Source organism: Psychrobacter sp. Ps6 (assembly GCF_022129235.1).
GTDB lineage: Bacteria > Pseudomonadota > Gammaproteobacteria > Pseudomonadales > Moraxellaceae > Psychrobacter.
Genome location: NZ_JADQAI010000004.1, coordinates 87,927 through 103,907, shown reverse-complemented (window position 1 = coordinate 103,907; position 15,981 = coordinate 87,927). Strand labels below are relative to the sequence as shown.

At 44.0% G+C, this 15,981-nt stretch carries 13 protein-coding genes; 7 read left to right on the top strand and 6 right to left on the bottom strand.

Going from position 1 to position 15,981, the window contains the following annotated elements; genetic code table 11:
• Nucleotides 1-7 precede the first annotated feature (7 nt).
• The 5 genes from I3255_RS06285 to ispH form a co-directional block, all read right to left on the bottom strand.
• Nucleotides 8-1,489, bottom strand: coding sequence for a C13 family peptidase (locus I3255_RS06285; RefSeq protein ID WP_238037973.1), 1,482 nt, complete (start codon nucleotides 1,487-1,489; stop codon nucleotides 8-10).
• A gap of 317 nt (nucleotides 1,490-1,806) precedes the next feature.
• Nucleotides 1,807-3,768, bottom strand: a complete 1,962-nt coding sequence (htpG, locus tag I3255_RS06280; RefSeq protein WP_238037970.1) for a molecular chaperone HtpG — start codon at nucleotides 3,766-3,768, stop codon at nucleotides 1,807-1,809.
• A 462-nt stretch (nucleotides 3,769-4,230) separates the two neighbouring features.
• Complete coding sequence (locus I3255_RS06275; RefSeq protein WP_238037967.1) at nucleotides 4,231-5,046, bottom strand: thioesterase family protein; 816 nt, start codon at nucleotides 5,044-5,046, stop codon at nucleotides 4,231-4,233.
• A 54-nt stretch (nucleotides 5,047-5,100) separates the two neighbouring features.
• Nucleotides 5,101-5,349, bottom strand: coding sequence for a hypothetical protein (locus tag I3255_RS06270; protein WP_058024603.1), 249 nt, complete (start codon nucleotides 5,347-5,349; stop codon nucleotides 5,101-5,103).
• 53 nt (nucleotides 5,350-5,402) lie between these two features.
• A complete protein-coding gene (ispH, locus tag I3255_RS06265; RefSeq protein ID WP_238037964.1) occupies nucleotides 5,403-6,359 on the bottom strand; it encodes a 4-hydroxy-3-methylbut-2-enyl diphosphate reductase in 957 nt (318 codons plus the stop codon).
• A gap of 353 nt (nucleotides 6,360-6,712) precedes the next feature.
• Here ispH and gmk point away from each other — a divergent pair, with 353 nt between their 5' ends.
• From gmk to I3255_RS06235, 6 genes are all read left to right on the top strand, one after another.
• Nucleotides 6,713-7,339, top strand: coding sequence for a guanylate kinase (gmk, locus tag I3255_RS06260; protein ID WP_238037962.1), 627 nt, complete (start codon nucleotides 6,713-6,715; stop codon nucleotides 7,337-7,339).
• 174 nt (nucleotides 7,340-7,513) lie between these two features.
• A complete protein-coding gene (rpoZ, locus tag I3255_RS06255; RefSeq protein WP_057761396.1) occupies nucleotides 7,514-7,774 on the top strand; it encodes a DNA-directed RNA polymerase subunit omega in 261 nt (86 codons plus the stop codon).
• A gap of 355 nt (nucleotides 7,775-8,129) precedes the next feature.
• Nucleotides 8,130-10,328, top strand: coding sequence for an HD domain-containing protein (locus I3255_RS06250; RefSeq protein ID WP_075107190.1), 2,199 nt, complete (start codon nucleotides 8,130-8,132; stop codon nucleotides 10,326-10,328).
• 144 nt (nucleotides 10,329-10,472) lie between these two features.
• On the top strand, nucleotides 10,473-10,853 hold the full coding sequence (locus I3255_RS06245; RefSeq protein ID WP_058024599.1) for a RidA family protein: 381 nt from the start codon (nucleotides 10,473-10,475) through the stop codon (nucleotides 10,851-10,853).
• A 156-nt stretch (nucleotides 10,854-11,009) separates the two neighbouring features.
• Nucleotides 11,010-13,298, top strand: coding sequence for a primosomal protein N' (locus tag I3255_RS06240; protein ID WP_238037959.1), 2,289 nt, complete (start codon nucleotides 11,010-11,012; stop codon nucleotides 13,296-13,298).
• Between the two features lie 226 nt (nucleotides 13,299-13,524).
• Nucleotides 13,525-14,694, top strand: coding sequence for a cation diffusion facilitator family transporter (locus I3255_RS06235; RefSeq protein ID WP_238037957.1), 1,170 nt, complete (start codon nucleotides 13,525-13,527; stop codon nucleotides 14,692-14,694).
• A 37-nt stretch (nucleotides 14,695-14,731) separates the two neighbouring features.
• Here I3255_RS06235 and I3255_RS06230 read toward each other — a convergent pair whose 3' ends face one another.
• Nucleotides 14,732-15,028, bottom strand: a complete 297-nt coding sequence (locus tag I3255_RS06230) for a hypothetical protein (protein WP_238037955.1) — start codon at nucleotides 15,026-15,028, stop codon at nucleotides 14,732-14,734.
• 245 nt (nucleotides 15,029-15,273) lie between these two features.
• Between I3255_RS06230 and I3255_RS06225 the strand changes: the two genes are divergently transcribed.
• Complete coding sequence (locus I3255_RS06225) at nucleotides 15,274-15,978, top strand: hypothetical protein (protein WP_238037953.1); 705 nt, start codon at nucleotides 15,274-15,276, stop codon at nucleotides 15,976-15,978.
• The last annotated feature ends 3 nt before the right edge of the window (nucleotides 15,979-15,981 follow it).

The following is a 15,981-nucleotide window of genomic DNA, read 5'->3' as shown; positions in this document are numbered from 1 at the left end:
CTCATATTTATTCGATAGCTGCATCTACTTCGCCTACCGATAGATTAGTAGTAGTTTCAGGTAAAACATTAACGGTCGTAGAAGCAGTATTATTCGTAATACTCGCAACTGAAGGTCGCGCTTTATCAAACAGCACTTGCTCAAACGCAGGTAAGGCGGTTTCCATCAAACTACCGATTACCATCTGCGGCTCTGATGGCTCAAATCCCATTGCGCTCTCACGCTCATTGACACGTATACGAGCATCCTTGAAAGCGGACTCAAAACTGGTATTTCCTCGCAAGCTTTCAGCAAAAAATGCTTGACCAAAATACGTCATCTCAGCCGTATTGGTACAGCCAAACGATGCTTTATCAGCGGCTGATGCCGTTATTACCACTGTGGTCGGAGACGCCAGTTCATCGATGAACGACCCTGAATAACAAGCAGAAACCACAATCACCCGCCAGCGAATACCTGACGCATCCAACGCTTCGCGCAGCCATGTGGCATCGAGATTATCCATCGCGATTGGCGGATTCGCTAACTGAACGATATCCTCGTTACCATGTGAAGACAACGTCAAAAACAACACATCTTCATCAGCATTCATCTGCTGACCAATTTTTTTCAATCCGCGTAGGATACTGGTTTTGGTTGCGATTGGCTCATCCAGCCAACTATAGGTATTGTTAATCAAAGACAACGAGTGCCCGCTGGTCCCAAAACGCACATCAAACAGCTCGCGTACCTTATTGATCTCAGAACGAAAGACGTTTTGACCAGAGAACCCCGCCACACCCATAAAGTACCAGTCGGTTTTGCCATCGATACTTGGGTCTATACTATTTAATGCTTGCTGCAACAGCCGGGGCTGCTCATATAGTGCTGCCTCTTCTAACACAGGCTCTACCGGAATTTGCTTAAAGATAGGCTGATCAGCGACATTGCGCTGCCAGATCGTCAACAATGCCACGGCACCAACTAGGATAATAATTCGCTCCCACCATGGTATGCGCAGGCGACGAGAAAAAATCCATAGCAAAGCGAGCGTCTGCCATAAAAACAATACCAAAAATAGTATGGGTAAAAACGAGTAACTCCATTCAGGTAACCAGCCATAGCTACCAAAAAACTGTACCAAACTCTGTAGTAATGCGGATAAAGTATCAGCAACCAACCAAAGAACAACAGGCACAAAAACCAGTGTCTGATTGCTCGCTCGCCGTGCCAAGATAATACCACTTAATAAAATAATCATCGGCCAGATCAAATAACTGACCAAGCCTTGCTCATTGAACGTACTGCTACTTTCAGCCGCTAACCACGAAAATAGGACATTACTACCAAGTGCCAATAAGGCAAATACAGCAAACTGTATAAAGGTGGGCTTTACCCAAGAAAACGCCCGAGTTGAACCCACCAACATCCACAAAGTTGCGATAATATTGGCAGCGAAATTGAGCGAAAAACGCTGGAGCGATACGGTTTTTAACGACGTAAGTGACAAAGACTTAGACCTCTAGCCAGTCGAGAAAAATAAAATGACCCAATGATAACTATCATGATGTCGTCGCCGTTTTATGTAATCGACTTACGATTTTTTCACGGCTGTAGACATCTATTTATATTGAATTCACGATGGAATGTTTATCGAAGATGACTAGCATTAACTAATAGTTTAGCTCGCTAATCTATCGCGATTGTAACGGATTGTCGGTCAAGAGGATAAGGATGATTTGTAAAATTCATTCAAATATGACCATAAACCTCAATAAAAAAGGAGGCCTTGCAGACAAGACCTCCTTTTACATCAATTACCAGACATTATCTCATCAATAGCTCATTAACGCGCTTTAGATAAGCGGCTGGATCTTCTAACTGACCGCCATCTGCTAACAATGCTTGATCAAAAATGACTTGCGCCAAATCATCAAACTGCTCGCTGCTCTCAAGCTTCTTAATCAGTGGATGATCAGGGTTGACCTCTAGCGTTGGCTTACTTGCTGGCACATCCTGACCCATTTGTTGTAGCATCTGGATCATTTGCGGTGATAGCTCACCTTCACCAACGACTAAGCAAGCAGGGCTATCAACCAAACGCGTTGAGACTTTGACATCTTTAGCACGCTCACCTAACGCAGTTTTAAGCTTATCAACGACAGGCTTTAAAGTTTCTTCGGCCTTCTGTGCTTCGGCTTTTTCTGCTTCATCTTGCAAATCGCCTAGATCTACTGCGCCTTTCGCGATGTTTTGCAGCGGCGTGTTATCGAATGAGGTTAAGAAGTTCATTGCCCATTCGTCGACACGGCTGGTCATCAAAATAACCTCGATGCCTTTTTTCTTAAACAGCTCAAGTTGCGGGCTGTTTTTTGCGGCAGCTAGATTATCAGCGGTGAGGTAGTAGATCGCTTTTTGCCCATCTTTCATACGGCCTTTATAATCTTCAAAGCTGGTCTCAAGACCATCTTGCGTGCTGGTGGCATAACGTAATAGCTTAGCAATACGTTCTTTATTACCGGCGTCTTCACCCAAGCCCTCTTTGATGACATCGCCGAACTCTGCATAGAACTGGGCAAATTTCTCTTGCTTCTCACTGTCTTCGCTATTGGCAAGGCTGGCCAGCAAAGTCAAGATACGGCGGGCGTTACCATCACGGATAGATTTTACATCGCGCGACTCTTGTAGTAGCTCACGGCTCACGTTCAATGGCAAGTCGGCTGAATCGATGACCCCTTTCACAAAACGCAAATACATCGGTAGTAGCTGCTCAGCTTCATCCATGATAAAGACGCGTTTTACATAAAGCTTTAGACCGTGCTGCTGCTCGCGAGTGTATAGATCCATCGGTGCTCTTTTAGGGATATATAAAAGCTGCGTATACTGTACACGGCCTTCGACACGGTTATGCGTCCAAGTAAGCGGCCCATCCATGTCATAAGAGATATTCTTATAAAAATCGACATACTCATCATCGTCGATTTCAGAGCTTGAGCGAGTCCATAGTGCACTGGCTTTATTGATGGTCTCCCACTCATCAGTGAGTACCATCTGGCCACCAGCAGGCGTATCATCGTTTTCGTCTTCTTTTACGTCTTCCTGCCAGATCTCTTTACGCATCTGAATAGGCAAGCTGATATGGTCAGAGTATTTATTGACCAAACGCTTGATTTTGCTGCGATCTAGGTAGTTATCTTCGCCCTCGCTATATTCTTCTTTTAGGTGCAAAGTAATCGCTGTACCGCGCGCGTCTTTGGTAATAGGCTCAACAGTAAAGCTACCAGTACCATCTGACACCCAGCGCACGCCTTTATCCGCAGGCTCACCCGCTTTGCGCGATTCAACGCTGATAGTATCAGCCACGATAAAACCAGAGTAGAAACCAACACCGAACTGACCAATCAATTGACCATCTTGTTTTTGTGATTCAGACAGTTTATCCAAAAATGCTTTGGTGCCTGATTTAGCAATCGTACCCAAGTTTTCGATGGCATCCGCTTCGTTCATGCCAATACCGTTATCGGTAAAGGTGATGGTTTTAGCTTCCTCATCGATAGCAATACGGATTTTTAATTCGCCATCATCTTCATAAAGGCTGTCATCATTGGTCGCTTCAAAGCGCAGCTTATCACAAGCATCTGACGCGTTAGATACGAGCTCACGGACGAAAATATCCGCGTTAGAATATAGTGAATGCGTGACCAAATGCAGTAACTGCGCCACTTCCGCTTCAAACGTATGTTTTTTTAATTCTGGATTCAGACCTTCAGCTTGAGTTGCTTCACTCATAAAAACTCCTTTAAATTCTATGAAAGACCTATTATCAGATAACGATATACTCACTAAGGCCGCTCTCATAATGTTAGAGAACCTGCCGTATGTGATACCGTTAAACTGTCTATACTAATAGGGTCATTGAGAAAAAATTCAAGCTCAAAAGCTCTATTCAATAAAAAACACCGCACTTGTTTGTCAAGGCGGTGTTCTAGTATCGATCGTTTTTTAGCGTAAGAACAAAAGCTAACCACTATTCTGAATAAACTTCTATCAATAACTCCCAAATAGTCGTTAGTTTTTTTGAAAATTGAGTATGTGCTTTCATAATAACCTCTATGTCGATTGATATCGTCTGGTTGGTAATATCTTCTTATTAGTTACTATTAAAACCATTTCTCCAATATTTGTATAATTAATTGATTACAACATATCGTTTCGTTTTCCAAAATCACCAGATAAATAATTCTTTCTCTTTTAACGTGGCATCGGACGAATGGTGAGAATTTGTTCACTACGACCGAACGGCCCGTATACATCGTGCAATACTGCACTGGTCAAGCCAATACCATCATCGCCATACTGTTGTACGGCTTCAATACCTAACCAACGACCTTTCGGAGCGCGATGCATATGGATTTGCAAATCCGTATTAGGGAACATCCATTCTAACTTAGACAATCCAAGACCCAATCTTGGTACAACACCATTGGCAGTATCGACCATACCTAATAGATGCACCAAATCATCAGTCAGCTCACCTTCCACCATATCGATATCATTGGTGATCCATACCATGCCGCGTCCGGGTCGACGATCCTCTGTCGCCACTAGACGTACGCTTTCAATAAAGCCGCCCGGCCAGCCTTTCATGTCTTCCCAAACGGGTAACTCTTCAGGTTTATATTTTGCTGGTTGATCTTCAAGTCCGGCAATCTCACTGGTATCTTGCGTAATCAGTCGCCATGCTCTTGCAATGATGGCATCACGGCCTCGGCTACTCATAACCGCTTCAATCAATTCAATGGTTTTACCGGGTCGGATGCAGCGAGTAGTAATGGTAAAGTCATCGAGCGGTATGAGGCCTAAAATATCAAGACTGATACGAGCAATACGGGTATTGGCTTGCGGCGCAAAGTTATTAATCTCAGCTGTCAGAAGACCTGTCGCTGGTGCCATATGCTGCTCGTGCTCATTCCAAGCGCCTTGTGCATGCTTGGTTGGCTGATAATACGCCACACTGACGTCGTCCTCTGGCTGTTCGCGTTTAATAAATTTGTAATAAGCAGTCATAGCTATCCTATATTTGGCACTTTCACCTATATTTTTTATTTATGCTTGTACTGTCTATTTATGGGTAAGCTCTTGTTTTCTTAGTATAAGAATACCGCGAGCTTTTTGTATGAAAAACAGTAAGCAAATCATTATGACTGCGAGTACAGCATAAAGAACGCTTTTTTCTGCCATAAACTTCATGATATTCATAAACAGTACAAAGACCACTGCCACCATCACGAGCATATTGAGTTTCAGTTGCTTATTCACTTCAGCGAGCGTGGCTTCTGCCAATACAAATCTGGCTTTTGGTTCTTTCATGCGAGCTTATCCATATAAATGACGATTCATACAAATACGATGGCGTGTCCTAATTACTTACCAACTTGGGTGATAGGAATCCGTAAGGCTTTTGGCAAACTAAACGTTACGTTTTCTTCAATACCAGATAGCTCACTAGGCAGATCGCCACCCCAGTCCTGCAACTGTTGTAACACTTCTTGGATCAGCACTTCAGGCGCGGATGCACCAGCAGTCACACCGATACTCTGCACACCATCCAACCAACGCTTATCCATCTCACTAGCGTTATCGATTAGATACGCACGGCAGTTCATACGCTCTGCTAGCTCGCGCAGACGATTAGAGTTTGACGAGTTTGGCGAGCCGACAACTAAAACGACTTCGCAGCGACTGGCCAAATCTTTGACCGCATCTTGGCGGTTTTGGGTGGCATAACAAATGTCATCTTTGCGAGGGCCTTGAATACTAGGGAACTTTTCACGCAGTGCATCAATAACGCGAGCCGTATCATCCATCGATAGGGTCGTTTGGGTTACGAATGCCAAGCGTTCGGCATTTTCCACAGTTAGAGCAGCAACATCAGCTTCATCTTCCACTAAATGGATTTGCCCACCGTTTTTTGCATTAAATCGACCCATAGTGCCTTCGACCTCCGGATGTCCGGCATGTCCTATCAATACCGCATCCATACCGTCTTGTGCAAATTTTGCCACTTCGATATGTACTTTAGTGACCAAAGGGCAAGTGGCATCAAATACAGTAATATCACGACGACCAGCCTCATCTTCGACTGCTTTAGAGACGCCGTGAGCAGAGAAAATCACCACAGACCCGTCCGGTACTTCGTGAAGCTCTTCAACAAACACCGCGCCCCGATTGGCCAAATCCGACACCACAAATTTATTATGTACAACTTCATGACGGACATAGATGGGTGGCTCAAAACGTGTTAGTGCTTCATTCACAATCGCAATCGCACGGTCCACACCAGCACAAAATCCACGGGGATTAGCAAGATAAATTTGCATAAAAAGGCCTATCGTCGGATAATTTATATCTAAAGCTTATGTATAAAAGCTTTGATTCAAAAGTTGGGGCAAAATCAATGCTCTACTTTAGCATAATTTAATTTTATTGCCCTCAAAAATAGCAGTGCGCTCATTGCAATATGTCAGGTGCAAACATCAACATGCTAACTACATATTGCAAAACCCGCTTTATCTCACATAAAAGCAGTTTATAATGACGCAACTATTATGATTTCTATCGCCATACATGATGGCATTTTTTCTTTTTTCCAGTCTCTACCATTGACTGAATCGTTTTTTAGTCTATTACTAAGACGCATTTTACTAGCACATATTCTCTTAGGATAAATTGTATGACAGGTTCATTATTTATTGTTACTGCCGCCTCAGGTACAGGCAAGACCTCACTGGTTAAGCAACTGCTTGCTACGACCAACGACTTAACGGTCAGTGTCTCACATACGACTCGCACCCCACGCCCAGGCGAGATTGATGGTCAGCACTATCATTTTATAGATACCGAGAGTTTTACCAATGGTATCAATGCGGGTCTATTTTTAGAGCATGCAGAAGTATTTGGCAACTACTATGGCACGTCAGAGGAAAGTGTACGTACCCAGCTAGCGGCGGGTATTGATGTTATTTTGGAGATTGACTGGCAAGGGGCGACGCAAATCAGAAATATCTTTGCCGATGCCATTATGATTTTCATTCTACCACCTAGTATTGCTACATTGCGCCAACGTCTCTCAACCCGTGCGCAGGATTCTGTAGAGGTGATAGAGCGCCGTCTAGCTGGCGCGGTCACCGAAATGGCACAATACGTGAATGCTGACTATGTGGTGATCAATGATAATTTTGACGTAGCCTTAGCTGAGCTAAAAGCGATTATTGTGGCGGATAGACAAACCCTTAGCCGTCAGCAACAACGTTATCATCGCACGATTAGCAACTTGCTAAATAAGCAAGTAGAAGAGTAAACTAGGCTACAATGCTCGTCAGTTGCTTATCTAATAAGTAGATATAAAAAGCAACTACGCGACTTGGCAAAAAATGCTATAATATTTAGTTATCCCCCTTTATGTATTTGATATTATTTTTATTGAGTGGCGGGCAAGGTCCGTGGCTAATAAAAACAACCGAGGTAGCTATTTATGGCACGAGTGACGATTGAAGATTGTTTGGATAATGTTGATAATCGCTTTGAGCTAATTTTGGTCGCAAGCAAACGCGCCCGTCAATTGGCCAAAGGTATTGCCGAGCCGTTGGTTGATGTCGATAACGACAAGCCTACAGTATTGGCGTTACGTGAAATTGCCGCTGGCAAAATCACCCGCGACATTCTAAATCAACCAGAGCATAACTTTGCAACAAGCTCACTTGATTTGGCATTATCAGGCGATCATAGCTTCTAAAAAGCTATTCTTGATAAGGTTTGTTTTATCAAGTCTTTGAAGCTGATAATGGCTTTATAAGATAAACATGACCTTTATTGATAACAAAGACCACAGCATAGGCTGTGGTTTTTTGGTTGTAACTGTATTGTATTTGCTGTTTTGATAGCCATTTATCTATCAAAATAGCCCACTGAGTCAAATTTTTTCATCGCCTACTCGCTTATCAGTTGACATTGAATGCGATTTGCGATTAATTAGAGGATGGCCTATCCCTACTTAAATTACGTATGGTTGGTCAATATTCAGTCACCATTCACTGCTTACTTCGATCCAGGATCAAGTCAGTCAGTCATGGAAAATAGGATCGTCATTTATGAGTCAAACCCTACCCAAACTCAGTCATCATCTCGTCGATGACGCTCAATATAACTTGCTGCGTTCAGTCGGTTATCTCACTGCTGCTGAGCGCCGTGACATTGTTGATGCCTGTGAGTTCGGTGATATTGCGCACATTAAAGACAAGCGTAAATCAGGGGAACCTTATATCACTCACCCTATCGCAGTGGCTGAGATACTGGCTGGCTTTCGCTTAGATCGAGATACGATTATTGCAGCGATTTTGCATGACACGGTCGAAGACACCGACGTGAGTGACGAGCAGCTCGAGCAGCGCTATGGCAAGATAGTGGCTAGGCTGGTCGATGGTGTGACGAAGCTAAAATCGTCATCTCATAATAAACAACAAAACAAAGCAGCGACCTTTCACAAAATTTTAACAGCCACACTCGCAGATCCACGTGTACTGATCATTAAGCTTGCTGACCGTCTGCATAATATGTCCACGCTTGATGCCGTGCGCCCTGAAAAACAACGTACGACAGCACAAGAAACGTTAGATTTTTATGTGCCATTTGCACGCTTGATGGGTCTTAATGATATCGCTGATTATATTGAGGTGCTGTGTTATCGTAACCTTGATTCTGACATGTACAACAAGATATCTGACAAGCTGCTACAGCATGGACTTGGGCGTAATTTCCAAAGAGAAGCCATTCATCGTTATCTGAGTATCGTGCTCAATAACTTGGGGCTCAACGGACTGGTCAAAGTATTAGACAACCGCGTGGTTATTTACCGTCAGTTTTTCCGCAATCGCGGAGAAATCAACACGCTGCTACGTCACTATGCATTTGAGATTGTCCTCGACAATATCGAAGCTTGTGATAAGTTGGCGTATTACCTTATTAAAAAGTATCAAATTGATGATACGCATATTGCGGATAACATTCGCAGGCCGTTACCAGGTGGCAATCAATCACTCACGCTCATTTACGAGCGCGACAACGATGTCGTAAAAGTGACGATCTTGACCAAGCAAATGCAAAGTGCTGCAAGGCTCGGTGTTATCGGTGCAGAGCATGCTTCTGATGTGAGTCAATCGGTTATTCAAGCGTCACTGCGTAACATGAAAGACTTGGTCGATGAAGACAACTTAAATGAAAACAGTCCTAACTTTTCGGCAGCGGTCTCGACTATTAATGAGCTAATGGATTATTTGCATTCGAGTAAGATTATTTGTTATAGCCCGCAAGGTCGTGCTTATGAGCTACCACAAGGGGCAACCGCGCTAGACTTTGCTTACGCAGTCGGGCCTATGGTCGGTAACGTCGCTGTCGGTGCCAATATCGATGATAAAGCAGCAAAACTCGGTACCGTGGTAAAAAACGGACAGTCCGTTGAAATTGAGATAAACAGTCACTCAGAACCAAAAGCAGAATGGTTAGGATTTGTGGTGACCAACAAAGCGCGTGAAGAGATATTACGTTGGTTCAAAGACTTATCTACCGCTGACAAGCAGCATCATGGCCGTCAAGCGTTAGATCGTGCCCTCAAAACCTATCAAAAAACGCTCGATGACCTAACAGAAGATGATTGGAAAGATCTGACTGAATGGCGCGGTGTGACTGAAAAAAACGCCCTATTCGAACAAATAAGCTCAGGTACACTACTGCCACAGCTTGTAGTCACTCGTTTGTTTAACGATGAAGTCAGTGACGTGCAAGCCAAAGCACACAACGAAGACATGACACAGCCACAGCAGCTGATCGCCAATGCCTCTGGGGTTGAGCTTGATTTTGCTAACTGCTGTCATCCAATCTATGGTGATCCTATCGTTGGGCACTTATCTCGGCACGGCTTGGTCGTTCATCGACACAAATGCTTTTCGCTTGACGACATTCGTAAGGACAATCCCTATCAGGTGATTCAACTGCGTTGGCGTAGTGACAATGCTGTAAAACAAGGTGAAACAGACGAGCATGATATAAAAAATAGCGGCAAAATTCGTTTTCCTGCTTACTTAAAGCTGTCTATTGCGCTTAGCGATGAGCAAATCAGTGAAGTGATTTATCATCTGCGCCAGCTGCATATGGGTGTTGAGACCGTTGACGTGCGTAATAGTGATACTATCATCCACATCATCGTGCGCAGTCGCAATCACTTGGCTCAAGGCATTCGTGAGCTGCGCTCATTACTCGGCTTCCCTAACATCATACGGCTATATCAATTATAATAACCCTGTCTGTCTAGCAAGCTCTTTGTCTAGTCAGATTTGAACGCATCACGCTGAGATTTTGATAATCTCTAAAACAATAATAGGTACTGTTGCTGATTAGCGTGCAACAGACCACCCAATAAAATACGAAAAGGACACAATATGACTCGTCAAACGATCCAAACGGATAAAGCTCCCGCAGCTGTAGGCACTTACTCACAAGCCGTGAAAGTTGGCAACACCGTTTATATTTCAGGTCAGCTTGGTTTTGACCCTGAAACCATGGAATTAAGAGAAGGTTTTAAAGCGCAGGCTGAGCAAGTGTTCGAAAACATTAAAGCGATCTGTGAAGCGGCTGGTGGCAGTATCAATGACGTGGTTAAATTTAATGTATCTTTGACTGATTTAAGTGACTTTGCGGTTTTAAACGAAGTATTTGTGGCGAACTTAAGCGAGCCATATCCTGCTCGTGCTGCCGTACAAGTCGCAGCCCTACCTAAAGGTGGCGTGGTCGAAATCGAATCTATCTTATATATTGACTAAAACTGATAGCAATTTTTGTTTATATAGTTCTATTATTTAGATAATCCTATAACAGTCAATCCATCATAAGCTTAGCATCATGCTAAGCTTATTGGTCTCTGCCTCTTTTTCTCTATTTCACATCCATATTAATCTGATAAGACTGCGAAGCCGTTTATGTTGGTACAAGTTGCGCTGCCCGTACCCCTTTATCGAGTGTTTGACTATAGCTTACCGGCGGATATGCTTGCTTCGCCAGACCGTCTTATGCCGCCAATTGGAAGCCGCGTTGAGGTTTCATTTGGTCGTCAAACCTTAATTGGTATCGTGATTGCTCATGTTTCTGAAGATGAGAGCAGTGTACCCGTCAATAAAATCAAACCGATTAATAAGTGTTTGGATGCTGACCCTATTTTGGATCCCAGCATGCTCAAGCTGGCCTATTGGCTGGCGCGCTATTATCATTATCCGCTCGGCGATGTCTTAGCCGTCATCCTGCCAAGCCTTGTCCGCCAAGGCAAGCCACTAGATCTGCTAATTACTCATTGGCGAATATTGCCACATATCACTGATGATGATTTTCGTGCCAATGCAAAGAAGCAAAAACAGCAGTTTGACATGTTAAAGCTACATGGTGAGCGCGGTGCTAGCGAAGATGTTTTGCTACTAGAAGGTATGCAGCGAGCATTTTTAAAAACGCTCGAAGACAAAGGTCTAATTGAGCGCTATATCCAAACCAAGCAATCCCCTTCTCCCATGAAATTGGCAAAAATGCCACTTAATCTCAATGATGAGCAACAACTTGCCGTTGATGCCATCGTTGCTGCACATGAGTCTGAAATCTATACTGGCTTTTTATTAAATGGTATTACTGGTAGCGGCAAAACTGAAGTCTACCTACAAGCGATGCAGGCGGTACTAGAAGCAGGCAAGCAAGTACTTATTTTGGTACCTGAGATTGGTCTCACACCGCAGACACGTGCACGCTTTGCCAGTCGATTTGCCGCTCATATTGTTTTGTTGCATTCAGGCTTGACTGATACCCATCGCTTGCAAGGCTGGCAAGACTGCCGCACCGGTCATGCACAAATTATCATCGGTACGCGCTCAGCAGTGCTCTATCCATTTGCAGCATTGGGATTGATCGTCGTTGACGAGGCGCATGATGGCTCGTATAAACAGCAAGACACACTGCGTTATCATGCGGCTGATGTCGCACTCTATCGCGGCCTACAGCACAACATTCCAGTCATATTAGGTACGGCAACGCCTTCTCTTGAGCATCTTAAACTGGTCGAAGATGGCAAACTGGTAGAGTGTCAACTATTGACTCGTCCCGGCAATGCCAAGCCTGCAACCATGCAACTGATTGATGCGCGCCTGCAAAGCACTCACCAGCAAGCGCAGGATGATGGCGCTCGCTATGACACGGGGCTGACAGACTCCATGATTGGGGCAATCAAGCAAACGCTAGAAGCCGGTGATCAGGTATTGATATTTTTGAATCGTCGTGGCTATGCCCCTGTTTTATTGTGCGAGGCTTGCGGTTGGCAGGCAGATTGTCCCCGCTGTGACGCTCATTTGACCGTTCACTATAATAGTCAAGCGCAGCGCAGCGGCTATTCAAGTAGCTCTTATTTAAAGTGCCATCATTGCGATTGGCAAGCTTATATTCCTACAGTATGCCCTGATTGTGGCAGTCAAAACCTAGATGCCAAAGGCATGGGTACTACCAGACTCAGTGAAAACCTGCATGCGATCTTTGCCAACCCCCAAACCAGTAAAGAGCTCTATCCGATTATTCAAATTGACCGTGATACCACAAGGCGTAAAGACAGCTGGGAGAACATTTATCAGCAAATTCACCAAGGCAATCCTGCTATATTAGTCGGCACACAAATGGTCGCTAAAGGTCATCATTTTCCTAATGTGACGCTGGTCTGCTTGCCTAATGCTGATCGCGGATTTTTATCAGCAGATTTTCGCTCACCAGAGCATACGGCACAGCTCATGATTCAGGTAGCAGGCCGTGCTGGTCGAGGCGACAAATCTGGTCGCGTATTGATCCAAACTCTACAGCCTGACAACGAGCTACTGTTAAAACTGGTCAAAGATGGCTACTTGTCATTTGCCCGTGAGCTATTGCAAGAACGTAAAATGATGGGCTTACCGCCTCACAGTCATGCCGCACTCATACGCTGTGAGGGCAAGACGCTGGCAGCCACCACTCAAGCGCTCAAAGACGCCATTTCTCATCTGCCAAGCGCCCATAATTTGGCTGTCCTCGGCCCGATTGACGCTCCGATGAGTAAAAAAAATAGCCGCTATCATGCACAGCTGCTGCTCTTAGCCAAAAACCGGCAGCAACTGCACCATGTATTGCATCAATGGTGGCAGCCCGTACTTGCCTTACCAAGTGCTAAATATCTCAAGCTTACCTTAGACATTGACCCCATTGGTTGGTAAAACCGGCATTTATCATTCGTAGGTGTTTCGCATGGCATTGTAATTTTTGTAATATTTATGATTTTTGCATTCTGGTTATTTTTACTTCGTCGTTACAGCTTCTGATACTTGGCTATGTTAAATTTATAACCCTCATTAAATGGTATGTGATCAAAATCTCACGTCTACTCGATCTACAATCGATACTGTTTACTTAACCTAGCTATTCGCTGACTTGAGTGTTGTTATGAATCAGAATAATCCAAACCCTGAAGAGCACAATCATCGTCATCAAAATGATAGCCATGAGCACTCAAGTAACGATTATGACCGTAACGATACTCATAATCACGAGGACAGTCACGACCATGATGATCATTTAGAACAGCAGACAGCATCACGAGACACCAAGGGTTACCAGCGCACCTTGCTCTTTAGCTTTATTATTATCACCGGTTATATGTTTATTGAAGCTATCGGCGGCTGGCTCACTGGTAGCTTGGCATTACTATCCGATGCAGGGCATATGTTAAGCGATGCCATCGCGCTTGGCGCCACCCTAATGGCATTCAAAATTGGCGAAAAAGCAGCCACGCATCAAAAAACGTTTGGCTATAAGCGTTTTGAAATACTGGTCGCGACCCTCAATGGCGCCACGCTCGTTATCATTGCCTTGATGATTTTTTATGAAGCGATCAAACGCTTTAACTCTCCACCAGAAATCGCAACCCAAGGTATGCTAATCGTTGCCACTGTCGGTATGCTGGTCAATATCTTAGTTGCATGGCTCATGCACCGAGGCAGTCAAGGTGGGGAGTCACACGGGCACAATCATGGTAGTAACGATGTCGCATTAACAAAAACACCCGATAACAAAGAACCTGTCAATCTCAATATGCAAAGTGCTTATTTGCACGTACTGAGCGATCTGCTGGGCTCTGTTGCTGCTATTATCGCTGCGCTGTTGATGATGGGATTTGGTTGGGTATGGGCAGATGCCATGGCATCCGTGATTGTCGCCATTCTTATATTAGTCAGTGGATACCGTGTCGTACGTGATTCTGTGCATATATTAATGGAAGGCACCCCTGCCAACATATCGCTAGTCAACATTGAGCAAAAATTACTCGCACACCCTCAAGTACAAAAAGTCCATGACCTACACGTTTGGAGCATTACTAGCGGCTTGAACGCGCTATCTTGCCATGTGGTGGTAGATGGAGAAATGAGTATTCATGAGTCGAGCAGCCTCATTGCCAATCTTGAACAAAGCCTATCAGCGCTCGGTATTCATCATGCGACTATTCAAGTAGAAAGCTTGTCACATCCACAAAACAGCTCACATAGTGAGGCTCTTGTTTGCGATATTGCAGGGCAATCATCTACTGGCAACAGTCATATTGGACATAATCATTAAAAGCAAATATCAGCGTTGATCAAAACCTGACCAATTATTAGTTACTTTTCATTAGATGATAGAAATAAAGCAATATGTGCCAAATAATCCAAGCAGCCACCAACATCCAAATACCGATACCAACCACGAGTAATGTCATTCTGATCGAAGCATCTAGACAGCCATTGCAGATATTTGGCAAATAGACTGAGCCCATGTTTGACATCATCAGCAACCAAAACCCAAGTGCAAATATGACTCCGGTACAAATGACGATAAAGGCTATTTTGCCAATGATTTTCAATGAGGCTCGCCACTTAGGACAGACTATCAGTTCTGATGAGTAGTTGCTCATAAAGGTCATTCTCAATAATCTGATTGGCCATAAATCATTGTTGTCTTATATAGTATTAAAAATAAAAACCTATGAGCCAATAAAATAAGAATATTTCGCTTAAGTTTGCCTCAAACTTGTTTCTACGATTGTAATAGCATGTTAAAAGTGATGAAAAACCCTATCTCTCGACCATATTTTTGATATAAATTCTGTATACTTAAGACTGACTACCCCTTTTCACGATCCATTGATGATATAACATTATGTCTAGACGCTCAGCACCCTTTGTCGCCCCAGACTATATCGATGATCCTACGTCAAAAGACGGCAAAAAACACGCCAAAGTTTTGCTATCGACGTTGCAAGAGGACATTGCAAACTTTCGTCATGAGCAATTTCCGCCTGATATTTTGCGCCAGATTCGCGATATGCCTATCTATGAAGGCAACTTAGCAGAGGTACAGACTTATCAGCAGCGCTGGCAAAATCTACTTGAGCGCGCCAAGGATTTTTATCCAGCGGCCAATATGCCACCTGATTATCTGCCGCTCCCAGCCAGTCTTGAGATACCGCAGTTTATCTACCATGTTCAGCGCCTACATTTAACCAAAACGCGAGCCAAGGAATCTAAAAGCTTTGGCTCAGTTGGTGCGCTGACTGATAAATGTGGACACTACACTGATGATGAAGTTGCCCGTATGACAGCGGTACTGGATAATGATGACGAAGCGCGTTTGGTCGCTCATCGTGAATTTATTGACCTACGTGCTTATGTTTTTTGCCGCGATAGCAAGGGTGAGATGCTAGAGCCTGAACGGGTACGTTTTTATCGTACTGGCCTTATCGTCCATGCTTTGCCTGATTTTAAGATTGTTGATAGCAGGCAAACACCGCGCAAGCGCCGCAACGATGCTTATAACAATTCACTTGCAGATAATGGTGTTTGGAAGATTTATCGCAAAAAATAATAT

What these genes read in the sequence shown, in the direction of transcription:
- htpG (WP_238037970.1), bottom strand. Translation starts at nt 3,768, where the DNA reads ATGAGTGAAGCAACTCAAGCTGAAGGTCTGAATCCAGAATTAAAAAAA.
- I3255_RS06275 (WP_238037967.1), bottom strand. Translation starts at nt 5,046, where the DNA reads ATGACTGCTTATTACAAATTTATTAAACGCGAACAGCCAGAGGACGAC.
- I3255_RS06270 (WP_058024603.1), bottom strand. Translation starts at nt 5,349, where the DNA reads ATGAAAGAACCAAAAGCCAGATTTGTATTGGCAGAAGCCACGCTCGCT.
- ispH (WP_238037964.1), bottom strand. Translation starts at nt 6,359, where the DNA reads ATGCAAATTTATCTTGCTAATCCCCGTGGATTTTGTGCTGGTGTGGAC.
- gmk (WP_238037962.1), top strand. Translation starts at nt 6,713, where the DNA reads ATGACAGGTTCATTATTTATTGTTACTGCCGCCTCAGGTACAGGCAAG.
- rpoZ (WP_057761396.1), top strand. Translation starts at nt 7,514, where the DNA reads ATGGCACGAGTGACGATTGAAGATTGTTTGGATAATGTTGATAATCGC.
- I3255_RS06250 (WP_075107190.1), top strand. Translation starts at nt 8,130, where the DNA reads ATGAGTCAAACCCTACCCAAACTCAGTCATCATCTCGTCGATGACGCT.
- I3255_RS06245 (WP_058024599.1), top strand. Translation starts at nt 10,473, where the DNA reads ATGACTCGTCAAACGATCCAAACGGATAAAGCTCCCGCAGCTGTAGGC.
- I3255_RS06240 (WP_238037959.1), top strand. Translation starts at nt 11,010, where the DNA reads ATGTTGGTACAAGTTGCGCTGCCCGTACCCCTTTATCGAGTGTTTGAC.
- I3255_RS06235 (WP_238037957.1), top strand. Translation starts at nt 13,525, where the DNA reads ATGAATCAGAATAATCCAAACCCTGAAGAGCACAATCATCGTCATCAA.
- I3255_RS06230 (WP_238037955.1), bottom strand. Translation starts at nt 15,028, where the DNA reads ATGAGCAACTACTCATCAGAACTGATAGTCTGTCCTAAGTGGCGAGCC.
- I3255_RS06225 (WP_238037953.1), top strand. Translation starts at nt 15,274, where the DNA reads ATGTCTAGACGCTCAGCACCCTTTGTCGCCCCAGACTATATCGATGAT.